10 protein-coding genes and 1 pseudogene are annotated in these 17,107 nt (G+C 68.3%); 3 read left to right on the top strand and 8 right to left on the bottom strand.

All coding sequences use genetic code 11. The features are described from left to right. Nucleotides 1-48: 48 nt before the first annotated feature. The 3 genes and pseudogenes from ACMGEZ_RS04800 to ACMGEZ_RS04810 form a co-directional block, all read right to left on the bottom strand. A pseudogene (locus tag ACMGEZ_RS04800) lies at nt 49-1,100 on the bottom strand (ABC transporter ATP-binding protein); the annotation flags it as partial. Then, a complete protein-coding gene (locus ACMGEZ_RS04805; RefSeq protein WP_436821103.1) occupies nt 1,093-2,760 on the bottom strand; it encodes an ABC transporter permease in 1,668 nt (555 codons plus the stop codon). The gene ACMGEZ_RS04805 and the pseudogene ACMGEZ_RS04800, both read right to left, overlap by 8 nt. A gap of 3 nt (nt 2,761-2,763) precedes the next feature. Beyond that, nucleotides 2,764-3,846, bottom strand: coding sequence for an ABC transporter substrate-binding protein (locus ACMGEZ_RS04810; protein WP_436821104.1), 1,083 nt, complete (start codon nt 3,844-3,846; stop codon nt 2,764-2,766). Between the two features lie 116 nt (nt 3,847-3,962). Between ACMGEZ_RS04810 and ACMGEZ_RS04815 the strand changes: the two genes are divergently transcribed. Both ACMGEZ_RS04815 and ACMGEZ_RS04820 read left to right on the top strand, forming a co-directional pair. After that, nucleotides 3,963-4,628, top strand: coding sequence for a GntR family transcriptional regulator (locus tag ACMGEZ_RS04815; RefSeq protein WP_436821105.1), 666 nt, complete (start codon nt 3,963-3,965; stop codon nt 4,626-4,628). A gap of 151 nt (nt 4,629-4,779) precedes the next feature. Beyond that, entirely contained in the window at nt 4,780-7,866 is a 3,087-nt protein-coding gene (locus ACMGEZ_RS04820) for an ATP-binding protein (protein WP_436821106.1), read from the top strand. A 25-nt stretch (nt 7,867-7,891) separates the two neighbouring features. On the opposite strand, the gene ACMGEZ_RS04825 is transcribed toward ACMGEZ_RS04820, so the two are convergent. After that, complete coding sequence (locus ACMGEZ_RS04825; protein ID WP_436821107.1) at nt 7,892-11,683, bottom strand: hypothetical protein; 3,792 nt, start codon at nt 11,681-11,683, stop codon at nt 7,892-7,894. Nucleotides 11,684-11,945: 262 nt separating this feature from the next. On the opposite strand from ACMGEZ_RS04825, the gene ACMGEZ_RS04830 reads away from it, so the two are divergent. Continuing rightward, entirely contained in the window at nt 11,946-12,620 is a 675-nt protein-coding gene (locus tag ACMGEZ_RS04830; RefSeq protein WP_436821108.1) for a protein-L-isoaspartate(D-aspartate) O-methyltransferase, read from the top strand. A 19-nt stretch (nt 12,621-12,639) separates the two neighbouring features. Here ACMGEZ_RS04830 and ACMGEZ_RS04835 read toward each other — a convergent pair whose 3' ends face one another. From ACMGEZ_RS04835 to ACMGEZ_RS04850, 4 genes are read right to left on the bottom strand one after another with little or no spacing between them, the layout of a single operon-like run. Beyond that, nucleotides 12,640-14,103, bottom strand: a complete 1,464-nt coding sequence (locus ACMGEZ_RS04835; protein ID WP_436821109.1) for an N-acyl-D-amino-acid deacylase family protein — start codon at nt 14,101-14,103, stop codon at nt 12,640-12,642. 40 nt (nt 14,104-14,143) lie between these two features. Next, a complete protein-coding gene (locus ACMGEZ_RS04840; protein WP_436821110.1) occupies nt 14,144-15,184 on the bottom strand; it encodes an ABC transporter ATP-binding protein in 1,041 nt (346 codons plus the stop codon). After that, nucleotides 15,181-16,209, bottom strand: a complete 1,029-nt coding sequence (locus tag ACMGEZ_RS04845; RefSeq protein ID WP_436821111.1) for an ABC transporter ATP-binding protein — start codon at nt 16,207-16,209, stop codon at nt 15,181-15,183. Before ACMGEZ_RS04845 ends, ACMGEZ_RS04840 begins: the two co-directional genes overlap by 4 nt. A 10-nt stretch (nt 16,210-16,219) precedes the next feature. Continuing rightward, complete coding sequence (locus ACMGEZ_RS04850; RefSeq protein ID WP_436821112.1) at nt 16,220-17,107, bottom strand: ABC transporter permease; 888 nt, start codon at nt 17,105-17,107, stop codon at nt 16,220-16,222.

The raw sequence follows: 17,107 nt of genomic DNA on the forward strand, positions 1-17,107 counted from the left end.
TTGAAAGGTGTGCTTGTGGTGCGAGGGTGCCGCGGCAGCGTGGTCCGGAAAAAACCAGATCGCCTCGGGCGGCACGCGAAGCAGGTGGTGGCCCGCGCCTACCGCGCCGGACTGAAGGCGCGTATGCGTGCTTCACCCGATCTGAAGATGAGCTCCCATTTGCCACCCAGATAGACGGCAGTCTCGAGCTCTGCGCTCAAGGTGTTGGGGCCCGCGTAGTCGGTCAGCGCGATGGATTCCACCCTGATGACTGCCGTCCCTTGCGCGCCTTCGCGAGCGTCGCCGCGCGCTGTTCCTTCCAGCCGGTGGGGGCCGACTGCCAAGACGACGGCGCCGTCTGTCCGAGACACGACGCAGGCCTTGAACTGGTTGTTGGCACCCATGAACTCGGCGGCGAACAGGCTCGTCGGGCTCCCGTACAACTCCTCGGGGGAGCCTGTTTGAGCGATGACACCCGAGTCCATCAGGACCACGCGGTCTGCAATCGCCATGGCCTCGACCTGATCGTGCGTGACGAAGATGGCGCTCAGCCCGAGCGACTTGATCAGCGAGCGGATCCAGATCCGGGCCTCTTCTCGCAGCTTGGCATCCAGATTGGATAGGGGCTCGTCCAGCAGGATCACCGGAGGGCTGTAGACCATGGAGCGCGCAAGGGCGACCCGTTGCTGCTGCCCACCCGAGAGCTGGTGCGGGTACCGATCGCCTTTGCCTTCCAGCCCGATGCCTGCCAGCACCTTCGCGACCTTGGCGCGCGTGTCGCCGGCGCTGAACCTTCGCAGTTTCAAGCCGTATGCGACGTTCTCGAAAACGGTCTTGTGGGGCCAGAGCGCGTAGGACTGGAAAACCAGGCCCAGGTTTCGAGCTTCGGTAGGCAGGTCGATGCCGCGCACGCCATCGAACACGGATTTGCCGTCGATCGCAATGCGCCCGGACACCGGCCGCTCCAAGCCTGCGATGGACCGCAACAGGGTGGTCTTGCCGCAGCCGGATTGTCCAAGCAGCACGACGATCTCGCCTTCTTCGAAAGACGCGGAGACGCCTTTCAGGATGTCGTTCTGGCCCAGGGTGACACGAAGAGATTCGACTTCCAGCTTAGGCATGCTTGACCTTTCCGAACCTGGCAAGAAGAAGCACGCCAACTCCGATCATGAGAATGTTGAGGGTCGCCAATGCGGCGATGGTGTCGATGGCCCCGGTGTCCCAGAGAGACACCATGAGCGAGCCGAGCACTTCGGTGCCCGGGCCCAGCAGATAGACAGCCGTCGAGTACTCCTTGACGTAGGTGATGAACATCAGTGACCAGGCGCTGAGCAGTCCTGCCTTGACAAGTGGCAACGTGATGTCACGGCTGATCCGCGATGGCGACCCGCCGGCCACACGCCCGGCTTCCTCGAGTTCCGGTCCGATCTGCAGCAGCGAACCGCTGACCAGGCGCATCCCGTAGCCAAGCCAGACGAGCGTGTAGGCCATCCAGATGGCCATGAGCGTCTGCCTGAACGGGCTCAGCACCCCGACGAAGAGGAAGATCCAGAAAATGGCAAGTCCCGCAACCAGTCCCGGCATGGCGCGCGGCAGCAGCACGAGGTAGTCGAGGAGCGTGCTCCAGCGGGACTTCCACCGGTGCGCTGCCAGGTTGACCGCCGTGTAGACGGCGACGGACAGCGCGCTCCCGAGCGTCGCCAGCAAGATCGTGTTGACGATGCCGCGCTTCAGATTCGGAAACTCGAACACGGAAGCGAAGTGCTGAATGGTGAAATTGCCAACCAGCGGGACACCCTCGCCCCACGTCTTCAAGAAGCCGCGCAGGACAACCGCGCCGACCGGGACAAGCACCGTCACGACCAGCCACGCGACGATCACGCCGCTCGCCACCCATCGCCACGGACCCAGCGACAGAAGGCGGCGCGACGCACCCTTGCCCTTGACCGACACGTACCGGTCCGCGTCGTTCATCATCTTGCGTTGCAGCCAGACAAGAGGGAGCGTCATCGCGACGATGAGCATGGCAACGACCGCCAGCAAGTGGTAGGCGGGCGTGCCGAACAGGTTCGTCAGCTTGAAGAGATAAGTCGAAAGGACGGACAGACCCTGAGGCTCGCCGAGGACGAGAGGAAGGCCGAACAGTTCGATGCCGAGAAAGAGCATCAGCACGGTGCAAAAGAGAATCGACGGAAGCACCATCGGCAGGCTGACGTCCAGGGCCACGCGCAGCGGGCTGGCGCCTGCGACCCGCGCGGCTTCTTCGACATCCGAGCCGAGGCCGCGCAAGGCCGTCGAGACGTACAGGAATACATGAGGCACGTGCACCAGGCCGGCAATCAGGATGATGCTGGACTTGGAATAGAGCGTCCAAGGCACGAAGCCGAACATCGACTTGGCCGACAGGCTCAAGAAGCCGACCGGTCCCGCGCTCACCACATAGCCGAAGGCCAGTACAAGGGACGAGATGAACATGGGTACGAGCACGAACGGCTCGATCCAGCGCGCGCCCGGCACGTCGGTTCGCACCAGCAGGTACGCCAGCAAGCTGCCTAGCGGCACTGCGATCAGCGTCATCCCGACGGATATCTGGGCAGAGTTCCAGAGCGACTTGTAGAAGTCCTCGTCGGTCAGGACGTACTGAAACGCCGCAAGGGAGAGTTTGGCGCTCGGCTTGAAGAACGCGTCGCTCTGTATGCTTTGCCACGCGATCAGCAGGATCGGGGACAGGACGAAGATGGCAGTCGCGAGGATCAGCGCGATGCGAAGATTGCGAGGCATCGACTACCTGGCCTGCAGCACGGTTTTCCATTGCTTGAGGAAGCCACCGCGCCAGACTGGATCGAAAACGACCAGCCTCTCGGGACCCGGCGTCAAGGCCCTTTCATTCTTGCATTCGCCTGGCCGCTGAAGCACGGGATTGTTTTGCACGTCGGCCCTGATGCTGCCGATCGACTTGTCCGCGAGCTTCTGCTGGCCTTCCTTGCTCAGCAGATAGTCGAGGAATACCTTGGCGGCATTCGGATGCCTGGCCTTCTTCGAAATGATGGCAGTGCGCGTCAGGTAGAGCGTGTAGTCGCACGGAACGATCATCCCGATGGTGGTGTCGGTCTTCAGGCGTTCGGCGACGTTGGCAGCGGCAAGGTTGTACGCGAGCGCAATTTCGCCGGAGGCCACGCGCTCGACCATCGTGCCGTTGGAAGTGAAGAACTTCAGGTCTGCCTGCGCCATTGCCTTGAACAGCGGCCATGCCGTGTCGGGAAATGCCCGCGAATCCTCACCCAGGAACCCGATCCCCGCGGCACTCCGCTCGACGTCGTAGGTGCCGATCTTTCCACGATAGGCCTCGCGCTTTTCAGTCAACAGGCGCGTCAGGTCCTGGCGCGTTTTCGGTACGTCGGATGCCGGCAGCAGACGCTTGTTGTAGATCATCACGATCGGCTCGTAGGTGACCGCATAGGCAGCGTTGCGGTAGTTGGCGCCGGGTCGCAGGTTGCGCGTCTCCGGGGAGGTGTATTCCTGCGCGATGCCGTCTTCGATCAGCTTGACCGCCGTGTCTGCACCGCCCCAGGCGAGGTCTCCCGTGCCCTGTCCCGCTGCGAACTCGCTGGTGAAGCGGGTGTAGACCTCGTTGCTGCTCTGATCGACATATTCGACCTTGATCTTCGGATACCTGGCCTGGAATGCCTGAAGGACTCCGGCCACCGACTTGGAGTCAGTCGACGAATAGACGGTGACCAGGCCTTCTTTTTCGGCAGCGCTGACCAGTTCGGAGTAGTTGGATGGGTATCCCTCCGGGGGCTGCTGGGCGCCCGCCACTGAGGAAAGAAGCGCAAGAACCCAGAAGGCAGGCTGCTGAAGTCGCATTCGTTTGTCTCCGTTGTGCAGGCGCCAGTTTGTAGACAATCGAATGGATTGTCTACAGATGAGGCTAGGTGTTTACACCGGCCCGTCGCTGCAGGCTGTACGATCAAGCTTTCCGTATGACCGACAACGCCTTGTCCAGCGCCCGGGTACCTCTGGAAGAAACCATCCAGTGGCTGGAGCACGCCATTTTTTCAGGCGAACTGAAGCCGGGCGATCGCATTGCGGAGTCCGCCCTCGCGGCGCGTTTCGGGGTGGGGCGCGGTCCATTGCGCGAGGCGTTGAGAACGCTCGAGGGAAGGCGTTTGCTGGAGCGCACGCCGTTTTCAGGTGTGCGCGTCGTCGACATCAGCAACGACGAGCTCGAGCAGTTGCTGATTACTCGCGAAGCGCTCGAAGGGATGGCAGCGCGGCAAGCGGCCGAGATGATGACGCTGCCCCAGACAAGACGACTGCGCGAATTGCTGACGGCCGGTCACGACGCAGCCAGCCTGGGCGAGTTCTTCATTCAGAAAACCCAGGACAACGACTTCCATGTGCAGATCGTTCGCGGAAGTGGAAACCGTTGGCTCGAAGAGTTTCTGTGTCGCGACCTCTATTCGCTTCTCAACATCTGCAGGTTTCGTGCTGCCAGCGTGCCCGAGCGCATCGATCCGGCTCGGGATGAACATGAGGAGATCCTTCGGGCGATCGAACTGCGCGACCCGGACCTGGCGGAACGTCTGATGCGCGAGCATGTTGCTCGAGGACGTGAGTCGCTCCTGCGGCGCCTTCGAGCTTCGTAGCGCACCCTGGCGGATGCGAGGCTCGGCCCCTCGCGTCTTTGCGGGACACCTAGGTGCTTCCATTTGTAGCTGTAGGACCTAGACTACCAAAGTATTCGGTCTTTGAGTTCTCCCGCCCGGGGAGCGAACCGTGTAGTCCCAGCGTCCCAAAATGTCCCCACCCTCCGAAGAAATAACCGCCGCTGCAGATGATGCGACCGACGACGCCGCCGGGCGACGCCGCTACCTGACCATCCTCTTTTCGGATCTCTCCGAATCCACCCGCCTCGGCGAGCTGATGGAGTCGGAGCTCTACGCCGACATGCTCGCGCAGCTGCGCCGGCTGTGCCGCGAGATCATCCCGCGCCACGGCGGCAACATCGCCCGCATCCAGGGCGACGGCGTGCTGGCCTTCTTCGGCTATCCCGAGACGCGCGAGGACGACGGGCGCCGCGCGACCGAGGCCGCGCTGGAGCTGCACGCGGCGGTGAGCCGGCTCACCATCGCCGGCGCCGGGTTCCCGGCCGGCGCGCTGACGCTGCATTCAGGCATCCACGCCGGGCTCGTGCTCATTTCGGACGGCGACGTGGAGCGCGGCCGTTTCGAGCTGCTGGGCAATGTGCCGAACATCGCCGCGCGCCTGTCGGACCTCGCCGAGCGCGACGACATCTGCGTGAGCGAGGAGACGCTCGGGCCGCATGTCCAGTTCTTCACCTCCAGCGAACCCGCGCTGGTGCAGCTCAAGGGCCGCACGCCGCCGCTGGCCGTGCGCCGCGTGCTGGGCCGTGCGCCCGCGCCGACGCGCCTGGAGGCGATGGAGCGGCGCAGCCTCTGCCCCTTCGTCGGGCGCGAGCCGGCCTTGCGCCTGCTGCGCGATCGCCTGCGTATGGCGATCGCCGGCGCGCCGCAGTGCGTCGCCGTGTCGGGCGGCCCCGGCGTCGGCAAGACGCGCCTGGTCGACGAGCTGCGCCGCCACGCTGCCGCCGGCGAATGCCTGGTGCTCCAGGGCTACTGCGGCACCTACCTGGCCGAGCCTCTGCAGCCCTTCCTGCAGATGCTGCGCGCGCTGTTCGGCCTGTCGCCGGGCTTGCCGGCCGAGCCCGCGCAGGTGCATCCGCTGCTGGCCGCGCTGGAGCAGGAGGAGGGTGCCGCACCGGCGCTGGCGCAGGCGAGGCAGCTCGTGGCGCCCCGCGAAGAGGCGCGCCAGCTCAGTCCCGGCGCCGCGGTGCCGGCGCTGCGAAGCCTGTTCGAGCAGCTCGCGGCTCGCCAGCCGCTGATGCTGGTGGTGGACGACTGGCAATGGGCGGACGAGGCCAGCCAGCAGGCACTCGATGCGGTGCTGTCGCTGAAGGGGCCGATCTTCGTCGTTGCCATGACGCGGGCACCGGCCGGCGAGAGCCTGTTTCTTGCACCCGTCACCACGCTCGAGCTGCAGCCGCTGGACGACGGCGAGGCCGCCCGGGCGACACGCCACCTGCTGCCCGGCGCCGATCCGTTCGTCGTGGCCGAGATCCAGCGCTATGCCGGCGGCATCCCGCTGTTCATCGAGGAGCTCTGCCATTCGGCCTCGGCGCAGGGCGGCCAGTGGCTGCGCGAGCTTCGCCTGGGCAGCGCGGCGTGGCTCACCGCTTTGATCGAATCGCGCGTGGAGCGCCTGCCGCCTGCGCAGGCCGAAGTGCTGCGCGCGGCGGCCGTCATCGGCGGCGCGTTTCCGGCCTGGCTGCTGGAACAGCTCACCGGGCACGGCGCGGACGATCCGCTGGTCATTGCGCTGGCCGAGCAGGATTTTCTCTTCGCGGGCGAGCAGCCGGGGACGCTGCGCTTCAAGCACGGCATCACCCGCGACGTGATCTACGAGGCCGTCGGCCTGCACCGGCGCCGCGAGATGCATCGCCGCATCGCGCAGGTCCTCGAGGACCGCGGCGAAGGCGCGGCCCAGGAGGAGCTTTACGAGGCCCTGGCCTACCACTGCGCCGCCGCCGCGCTGGCCGAGCCGGCGGCACGCTACGCGGAGCTGGCCGGCGACAAGGCCATGGCCGCCTCCGCGCTGGACCGCGCCCGTGCCCAATATTCCGCCGCGCTGAAGGCCCTGGACGAGTTGGCTCCCCCCTCGCGCGAGCTGGCGCTGCGCTGGTGCGCGATCGCGCAGAAGCTGGGCATGGCCTGCGTCTTCGATCCGCTGGGCCTGGCCGACGGCGTGGCGATCTTCGAGCGCGGCCTGGCGCTGGCGCGCCAGAGCGGCAGCATGGACGCGATCGCGCGGGCGTCCTACTGGCTCGGCTACATCTGCTATGCCAAGGGAATGTCGAAGGCCGCGATCGCGCACGGCGAAGCCGCTCTGGATCTCGCCACGCAGATCGGCGATGCGCGGCTCGCCGCGCAGGTGCGCGCCACGCTGGGCCAGGCGCTGCTGGCTGCCGGCGACTATGGCCGGGCGCTGGTGCTGCTGGACTCGGCGGTGGACAGCAAGCGCCGGCAGAGCCGGCCCGGCAGCAGTCTGGCCGTCGGCTCTGCCTACGCGCTGGCCTGCAAGGGTTACCTGCTCGGCGACCAGGGCCGGTTCGCGCAGGCCGACGAGTGCTTCGCCGAAGCCTTGCTGCTGGTGGGCGATTCGCTGCACCAGGTCTCGGCCTCGGTGCGCCACTGGATCAGCGTCGTCTACCAGTGGCAAGGGCGCTGGGAAGAGGCGCTGCGCGTGGCCGAGCGCGCGTCGGAGATCGCGGAGCACGTGAAGAGCCGCCAGCAGCTCGCCATGGGCCGCGCGCTCGCCGGCTATGCGCAATGGACCCTGACGCGCGACCCGCAGGCCTTGCAGGCGGTGCGGGACGCCACCGCATGGATCGAGGCGCGCAAGGGCGGGCTCGCCACCTCCCTCAACCACGGCTGGCTGGTCGACGGCGCAGTGGCCAACGGCCGCACCGAGGAGGCGAGGCACCATGCGGCGCGGCTGTTCATGCGGGTGCGCCAGCACGATCGCATCGGCGAGGCCCTCGGATGCCGCGCGTTGGCTCGCGCTGCCGCCAAGCTGAACGACTTCGCGCGCGCCGAGCACTACCTGCGCTGCGCCGAGCGCTCGGCACAGGCGCGCGGCTCGGCGCACGAGGCAGCCGCGACGCAGCTCTGCCGGGCGCAGATCGAGGTGGGCCGTGGCCGCGTCGGCGAGGCACAGCGGCTGCTCGATGCCGCCTGCACCGCCTTCGAAGCCATGGACATGCGCTGGCATCTGGAGCGTGCCGAGCGCACGCGCGACATGCTCTGAGTGCCTGAAGTCCGGCTGTCGAAGTTCAGCCGCCGACGCGGCCGTCGAAGGTGAAGGCCAGCGGCGCCGGGCTGGGCCGCATGCGCTCCTTCTCGTCCACCAGGCCGGCCAGCATGCCCAGCAGCACGCCCATGCCCGCCTGTTGGCCCGGGCAGGCATGCGCCGGGTGCGGGCCCTCCTGGGTGCGCCCGCCGCCGTAGATCGGCGTCACGTCGAGCTTGTCTTCGCGCAGGTTCTGCTGCGTCGCCGAGACCAGCGACAGGACCACGGTCTCGCCGTCGGCGAGCGTTTCGGGGCCGAGCCGGACGCCGTCGCCCTTGACGCGCCGCCACACGAGTTCCGGCGAAGGCCGCAGCTGCATCACTTCCTTCAGCGGCGCTTCGAGCAGCGCCTTCGCCCTCTCGTAGGGGTCCGCCTCGCGGCTCTGCGCCCAGGCCGCGCGCAGCGACCAGAAGGTGCCGTCGCGCAGCCACTCGTTGAGCGACAGCCGCAGGTTGCCATCGACCGTGGGCAGGAAGCCCATGAGCGTGCCGGCGAAGGTGCGGGCCACGAAGTCGTCGTCCGGTCGCGCATCGGGAAAGGCGCCGAGGATGGCCGACGCGAGCACGGCGTCATGGCCTTGCGGCGTCTTCGGCACGGACCTGCTTTCCTGGAAGGGGCGGATGAAGGCGTGCAGTGCCGCGGTGAGCGCCTTTCCGTAGCGCTGGCCGTAGTCTTTCACGTCGTCGCCGGGATGCGGCTGGAAGATGTAGCGCGAAGGCGCGGTGAACTGGGCGGGATAGATCGCGGGCTCGCCTTCCTTCCAGTCCCAGCGCCAGCTGCCGGGCACCAGGGCGGGCGCCTGCTCGCCGGGCGCGGGCGCCCCGGGCAGGCCGAACCATTGCCGGCACAGCTGCGCCAGCACCTTGTCGCTGACCTCCTTGGCGTCCAGGTTGAGCTCCCAGCGCTTGCGCCCCAGCAGCGGGGCGATACCCTTCTCGGCCTGGATGAACTTGTTCAGCACCTCGGTGGTGAAGGCGAAGGCCAACCGGAAGGCACTCTCTTCGTCGATGCGGCCGATCGCCTTGTTGACTTCCTTCGACTGCCGCTCGTATTCGCCGCTGCGGTCGCGGTCCAGGCCCAGGTAGATCTGCCCGATCGATCCGTCCATCCGTTCCCGGTAACCCGCCACCGTGTAGTGCCGGTCATCGCCCAGCACTTCCAGCACGCGCTCGCGATCGGCCACCAGCACGCCGTAGGCCGTGCGCAGCACGCCGCCGTGGTGCTCGCGGATGGCGGCCCAGATGCCGGCGCTGATGAACTTCTCCTGCGCCTCCGGGTCCTCGAGCGCGCTCTTCCAGGCCCGGATCGCCGGCGCTGGGCAGGGCGCTCCTTCGAGCCGCAGCAGCGCCTGGATGCGTTGCTCGCCTTCTTCGGCCGACCAGACGGGCAGGGGGCGCGGGCCGAGGGCCGCCAGGTGGATCAGCTCTTGCAGCGCATGCACCGAGGGCGTGAACAGGTAGGCGCCCCATTCCACGCGCACGTAGGGCCGGGACTCCTCCTTGACGCCGGGCGCCGCATCCAGGGCGATGCGATGGCTCCGCGGCACGCCATCCACCGGATGCTCGAAGCGGAAGCTGCGGACCTCGCCCACCTCGGGCACGCCGAGCAGCGAATCGCTCTGGCCCGAGAAGCCGCCGGCGCTGTTGCCGCCGACCAGCCAGCGCTGGATCACCTCGAACTGCTCGCTGATGCTGGCGTTGTAGGCCATGAACATCAGGCCGCGCTCCTGGCCGTCGTCCACGTAGCCGTCCTCGGGGGCCTCCTCCGGAAACGCATAGCGCGGCCCGTAGGACATGCTCCGGCGCATGATGCGTGGGCGGCGGCGCCCCGGCGGATCGTGCAGGCCCGGGGCCGTCTCGTCCTGCCGCGGATTGGCGCGGCGGATGTGCGCGTGGAAGGGGCAGAGCTTGCCTTCGCCGTCCGCGCGGTAGTCGAAGTCGTTGATCGCCGCGGCATCGACCAGCGGCCGGCCGTCCCGGTGCCGGCCCATCAGCTTCGCGAAGATCAGGTCCTCGTCGAGCCCGGTATCGCGGCTGGCCTGCCGCACGCTCTCGTAGAGCGCGGCCACGTCCTGCCGCAGCTTGCGCACGACCAGGAAGCTGCCGTTGTGGAAGAAGCGGATGCGTTCGCGCTCCGCGTCGCTGTCGCCCTGCGGGGCGGGGTCCGCCTCGTTCGGGTAGCCGAGCAGCAGCTCGCCCAGGTGCACCTGGTTGCGGTACACGGCGCCCTCGGGCACGGCGTCGAGCACCGGCTGGCCGTCGCCGTCGGCGAAGCCGAAGTGCTCCTGGATGCGCTCCCTGTCGTTGAGGTAGCGGCGCAGCGGCTCGATCGCCAGCAACCGCACGCCGGGACGCGTGCCGCCCTGGCCGAGGTTGCCGAAGAGCTTCCCGATGGTGCCGTGCAAGGGGTGGTTCCGGTCGGCCGGATCGCTCACGTCGTTGCCCGGCGTGCCGATGCGCAGCTGGATCACGAGGTGGACGGCCGTCATCTCGACGGCGGTGTCGTGCGCGGGCGCGCCGGCTGGCGCGAAGCGCTGCGGCAGGCGCCAGCGGCGCGGATGATTGACGCGGAAGTCCCCGAGCATGCTGGCCCGCGCCTCCATGCCCTCGCGGAATTCCTGCGGGAACCAGGCCAGCTGCTCCTCCGGCATGCCGAGGAAGCGAAGGCCCTCGTAGGTGAGCGCGACGTTGACGATCGGCCGCCCAGCCGGCGGCTGGCCGGTGGCGGTCGTCAACGATTTGCGCAGCTCGTCCAGCAGTCCCGCGGCGGCGCCGCGCGCGTCGAAGGCAACCAGCAGCAGGCAGCCGTGCGTGATGCTCTCGTAGGGCCGCAGGATGCCGCCCTGCACGTCGCCGGGGTCGTCCACCACCGCCCTCGGCGGCAGCTTGGGCACCTCGCGCGGCCGGGTCACCTCGGGTTCGTCCTGAGGCAGCAGCCAGCGCAGCTGGCGATCGAAGCGTACGCGCATCGCCTGCTTCAGCTCGGGCGGCAGGTCGCCGTCCTCCATGAGCGACACGAACTCACGCAGGATGTCGCGCCCGGCCCGCTGCAGGACCCGGCCGTCGCCCGTGCCGGGCAGGTACAGGTCGGTGAGCCGGAACAGCACGGCCAGCGACTGCAGCCCCTGGCGGCTGGCGTCGAGGGCGTGCGCGGGACTCGCGCTCGCGGTCTCCCACGCGATCTCCTCGGGCGTGCGCACGCGCAGGCGCGTTACCGCGAGCGCCTCGGCCGCCTGGGCGTCCGGCGAGGCGGGCGCCGGCGGCTGGCGATGCAGCCGCTCCTCGTCCCGGAGGTAGCGCGCGTCCTCGACCGTCAGCCCGTGCGTGTTGTAGTAGAAGGCGGTCTCGACCTGCACCCTGCGCACCCAGCCCGCCCAGGCCTCGAAGTCGGCGTCGTGCGAGACGACGTAGCCCTCGGAGTTGCAGAAGATCACGTCCAGCAGGCTGCCGACCTTCTGCCACAGCACGCGGATGTAGGCCTCCCAGGTGCCGTCGAAGGTGACGGCCAGCAGGATCTTGTCCTCCGGCTCGAGCACCGCCACGCGGAAGGAATGGATCTTGGCCACGCGCTCCACCGCGTCGGAGATCGGGCGCAGCAGCGTGTGCTCGTGCAGCGCGGCGCGGCCGCCCTGCAGCGTCTTGAGCAGGCGCTTGACGCGCGTCTTGTAGGTGACGGCGTCCAGCGACGGCACCAGGCCCGGCTTGATCGGTGCCAGGAGCGTCAGGTCGCTCGAGCCCGTCAAGCTCTTGCCCTTGATCACCAGTTCTGCTCGCATGCTGCCTCCCTGTGGGTCGGCCGCGCGAGGCGCCGCGGCAAGCGCGATGCGAGGCCCTTGATGTGGGTTCAAATTGTCGTGCGCGGCCGGCGTCCGATGCAAGGGTGGTTGCGCCCGGGCCCCGTTGTGACAGCCGGACGCACGATATCGCCGGCCCGCCCGAATCGCATCCTCTCGAAAGGGGAGAGGTGTCTCCCCGGTGTCACGCGTCCGCGCGCAGGCGTAGGATGGAATTTCCGCACCGCTTCCTCGAGGAGGCACCATGAGCGAACCGGATTTCACGACCCTGCACCAGCGCATGCTCGCGGAGATCGCGGCCAAGACGATTTTCTCGACCACGCACCTGGGCAAGGCGGCGCTCGACCCGCGGGTGATGGAGGCGCTGGGCAAGGTGCCGCGCCACCTCTTCGTGCCGATCGAGCTGCGGCCCTATGCCTACGTCGACACGCCGCTGCCGATCGGCTACGGCAAGACCATCTCTCAGCCCTTCATCGTCGCGGTGATGACCGACCTGCTGCGCGTGCGCCCGACCGACACCGTGCTGGAGATCGGCACCGGCCTGGGCTACCAGTCGGCGATCCTTTCGGAGCTGGCGCAGCAGGTCTACAGCGTCGAGCTCATCGAGGAGCTGGCCCGGCAGGCGCGGCAGCGGCTCGCCCGTCTGGGCCATGCCAACGTCGAGGTCAAGATCGGCAACGGCTGCCACGGCTGGCCCGAGCACGCGCCCTTCGACCGGGTGATCGTGACCGCGGCGCCGGAGCTGATCCCGCCGGCGCTCATCTACCAGCTCAAGCCCGGCGGGCGGATGGTGATTCCGGCCGGCCTGCCGGAGTCGCAGCAGCTGCTGCTGGTGGAGAAGGGCGCGGACGGCTCCATCTCGACGCGCGAGATCTTCCAGGTGCTGTTCTCGACGCTGGAGGACACGGAGGCCGATTGAGCGTGGTCGGCCGTGCGACTCAGGCGGCCTCCTTGTCCGTGCGCAAGATCACCTGCCCGTTGCGTGCACCGCTGTGCCCGCCGTGCTGCCAGGTGATCGCACCGTTGACGATCACCGCGTCGATGCCTTCGGCAGGCCGCGTCGGTGTCTCGTAGTTCGCGGCATCGCGCACCGTGGCGGCGTCGAAGATCACGATGTCGGCATGGTGGCCCGGCTTGAGCGTGCCGCGCTCGTGCAGCCCGAAGTTGCGCGCGGTCAGCCCGGTCATCTTCCACACCGCCGTTTCCAGTGGGAACAGGCCGACATCGCGCGCATAGTGGCCCAGCACGCGCGGAAAGGTGCCCCACAGCCGCGGGTGCGGCTTCTCGCCGACCGGAATGCCGTCGGAGCCGATCATGGTCTCGTCGAAGGCAAGAACACGCTGCACGTCGTCCTCGTCCATCATGAAATAGATCGCGCTGCCCGGCTGGAGCCGGATGGCTGCTTCTTCGCCCGAGACGCCCCATTCGGCGGCGATGTCCTTCAGGTCGCGGCCCGCGCACTCGGGGTGCGGTACGCTGGATGCGATCAGCACGCGGCCTTCCATCATTCCGCGGTCGGTGCGGATCATGGTCGACCCCGCCGTGTAGGGGTAGCAGTCGAGCGAGATGCACTGGTGCTGCATCGACTCCTTGATGAAGGGCAGCGTGACCCGGGTGCGGCCGTAGTTCTTCGCGTTCTGCACCTTGTGGTGCGAGACCACCACCGGGACACCGAGCGCGCGGCCGATGTGGAAGGTTTCTTCCAGCGACTCCATCACGTGGTCGCCCTCGTCGCGCATGTGGGTCACGTAGAGCGCCTTGCGCGCCGCGAGCGGGCGGGCGACCTCGATGATCTCCTCGGTCGTCGCCTTCACGGCAGGCGGGTAGAAGGTGCCGGTCGACAGGCCGATCGCGCCCGCCTGCATGGCTTCCTCGACCAGCGACTGCATCGCGGCAATCTCGGCCTCGTTGGCCGGCCGGTCGAGGTCGGACATGGTCACGGCACGCAGCGTCGAGTGGCCCACCATCGCCGCGACGTTGACCGACGACGGCGTGGCGCGCAGCGCATCGAGGTAGGCCGCGAAGGTGGTGAAGCGGCCCTCTGCCGGCGATTCGAGCAGGCTCAGCGGCATCGGCAAATCCATGCCGGCGCGCAGCGGCGCTGCGCTGATGCCGCAGTTGCCCGCGACCACCGTGGTCACGCCCTGCGAGACCTTGAACGGCATCTGCGCCTGCGAGAGCACGGCCTGGTCGTCGTGCGTGTGCGAGTCGATGAAGCCCGGCGCGACGATGCGGCCGGTGGCGTCGAGCGTCTGCCCTGCGGTCGAGCCGGAGAGATCGCCGATCGCTGCGATGCGGCCGTCGGTGACGCCGACGTCGGCTTCGAAGCGCGGCGCCTTCGTGCCGTCGATCACCGTACCGCCGCGGATCAGCAGGTCGAAGTGGGAGGAATCGATGCTCACGGCGGTCCTTTGTCTTTTGGTTTCAGGTGATGAATCCGTGTCAGCGGAAGTGGCAGGCAACCCAGTGGCCGCCGACGGAAGTCGAGGGCCGTTCGCTGAGCTCGGGCACCTTCTCCTTGCACACCGCCTGGGCCAGCGGACAGCGCGTATGAAAGCGGCAGCCCGAAGGCGGGTTGGCCGGGCTGGGCGGATCGCCCTGCAGAAGAATGCGCTTGCGCGGCGTGCGCGGGTTGGGCACCGGCACCGCCGACAGCAGGATCTCGGTATAGGGATGGCGAGGCGCCGAGAACAGCGTGTCCCGGTCGGCCACCTCGACGATGTGGCCGAGGTACATCACGGCCACGCGATGGCTGATGTGGCGCACCACGGCGAGGTCGTGCGCGACGAAGAGGTAGGCAATCCCGAACTCGGCCTGCAGGTCCATCAGCAGGTTGACCACCTGCGCCTGCACCGACACGTCGAGCGCCGAGACCGGCTCGTCGCACACGATCAGCTTGGGATTGAGCGCGAGTGCCCGCGCGATCCCGAGGCGCTGTCGCTGGCCGCCTGAAAACTCGTGCGGATACTTCTTCGTTGCTTCGGGCCGCAAGCCGACCTTGCCGAACAGCCACTGCACGCGTTCCCTGCGTTCCGCGCCCGAGCCCATGCCGAAGTTCTTCAGCGGCTCGGCCACGATGTCGCCGGCCGAGAGGCGCGGGTTCAGCGAGGCGTACGGGTCCTGGAAGATGATCTGCAGCTCGCGCCGGCGCAAGCGCATCTCGTGCGCCGACAGCGTGGTCAGCTCCTCGCCGTCGAGCCGCACCGAACCCGAGCTCGGCTCGACCAGGCGCATCACCGACTTCGCCGTCGTGGTCTTGCCGCAACCCGATTCGCCGACCAGCGCCAGCGTCTCGCCGCGCGCGACGGTGAAGGAGACGCCGTCCACCGCCTGGATCGGCGGCCGGGCCTTGGCGAGCCAGCGTTGCCGCGCCACGTAGTGCTTGGTGAGCTTCTGCACCTCGAGCAGCACGGGCGCATTCACTGAAGTACCTTCGCCTTCGGCTGCGGTGCTATTCGCCTTCGGGGCGGCCGCGCGTCTCATGCAGCCACCTCCTGCGCCCATTCGACGCGGCCTTCCTCGACCGCGAAGCAGGCGACGGCGTGGCCGGCATCCTGTTCGACGAGCGACGGCGTCTCGGCCGTGCAGCGCGCGTTGGCATGCGGGCAGCGCGCCGCGAAGGCGCAGCCGCGGCCCAGTTCGTCCGGCGCGGGCACCATGCCCGGAATCTCCGCCAGGCGCGCGCCGCTGCTGTTCATCGAGGGCATCGACGCCATCAGCGCGCGCGTGTACGGGTGCAGCGGGCGGTCGAAGAGGTCGAGCACGTCGGCTTCCTCGACCTTGCGCCCGGCATACATCACGACCACGCGGTCGCAGCTTTCGGCCACCACGCCGAGGTCGTGCGTGATCATGACCACGCCCATCCCCAGCTCCTTCTGCAGGCGCTTGATGAGGTCGAGGATCTGTGCCTGGATCGTCACGTCGAGCGCGGTGGTGGGCTCGTCCGCGATCAGGACTTCGGGGTTGCAGGCCAGGGCCAGCGCGATCATCACGCGCTGGCGCATGCCGCCCGACAGCTGGTGCGGGTATTCGTTCACGCGGCGCTCGGGCTCGGGGATCTGCACCACGCGCAGCATCTCCACCGCACGCTCGAGTGCCTCGGCACGGCCGAGCTTCTGGTGCAGCTGCACCGTCTCGGCGATCTGGCGGCCCACGCTCAGCACGGGGTTGAGCGAGGTCATCGGCTCCTGGAAGATCATCGAGATGCGATTGCCGCGGATCTGCCGCATCTCCTTTTCGCTCAGCTGAAGCAGGTCGGTGCCGCGAAGGCGCACCGCCCCGCTCATGCGCGCCGGCGGCATCGGCACCAGGCGCAGCACCGACAATGCCGTCACGCTCTTGCCGCAGCCGGATTCGCCGACCACGCCAAGCGTGCGGCCGGCGCGCACCGTGAAGGAGACGCCGTCGACCGAGCGCACCGTGCCGGCGAGCGTGTCGAAGTGCGTCCGCAGGTCTTGGACCTCGAGCACCGGCTCGCCGTCGGCAATGGAAATGCGGGACATCTTCATGGCGGGCGCCTCACAGCTGTCGCGCCAGGCGAGGGTCGAGCGCACCGCGCAGGCCGTCGCCGAGCAGGTTGATGGCGAGCACCGTCGCGGCCAGGAGCATCCCCGGGTACAGGATGATGTGGAACGCCACGGCCACGAAGTTGCGCCCCTCGGCCATCATGTTGCCCCAGCTCGGCGTCTGCGCGGGCACGCCGACGCCGAGGAAGGAGAGCACCGCCTCCGTCAGCACAGCGGCCGCGGCGACGAAGGTGGCCTGCACGATCAGCGGCGCCACCATGTTGGGCAGCACGTGCCGCAACAGGATCAGCGGCAGCCGCGTGCCGACGGCATGCGCCGCCTCGACGAAGAGCTGCTCGCGCAGCGTGAGCGCGAGCGAGCGCACCAGCCGCGCCACGCGCGGGACTTCTGGAATTGTGATGGCCACGATCACGGTCGTGAGGCTGGCCTGCGTGACCGCCATCAGCGCGATGGCGAGCAGGATGCCGGGGATCGCCATCAGCCCGTCCATCACGCGCATGATGAAAGGATCGGTCCAGCGCACGAAGCCCGCCAGCAGGCCGAGCAGCACGCCGAACACGGTCGCCAGGCACGCCACCGTGAGCCCGACCACCATGGAGACCCTGCCGCCCCACACCGCGCGGCTGAAGACATCGCGCCCCAGCGCGTCGGTGCCGAACCAGTGTTCGGCCGAGGCCGGCTGCATGCGCGCGAGCGGGTCGATGTCCTGCGGATGATGGGTGGCGATCCAGGGCGCCGCGATCGACAGCAGCGCCATCGCGATCAGCAGCAGCGCGCCGAGGACGAGCGTCGGATGCTTGCGCAACCAGCGCCAGCGCTTGGGCGCGGCAGGCGCGTCGTCCGCCGGCAGCGCCTCGTGCAAGGGAAGGGTGCTGGACAT

This window comes from Variovorax stachyos, assembly GCF_051400855.1.
Classification (GTDB): Bacteria; Pseudomonadota; Gammaproteobacteria; order Burkholderiales; family Burkholderiaceae_C; genus Variovorax.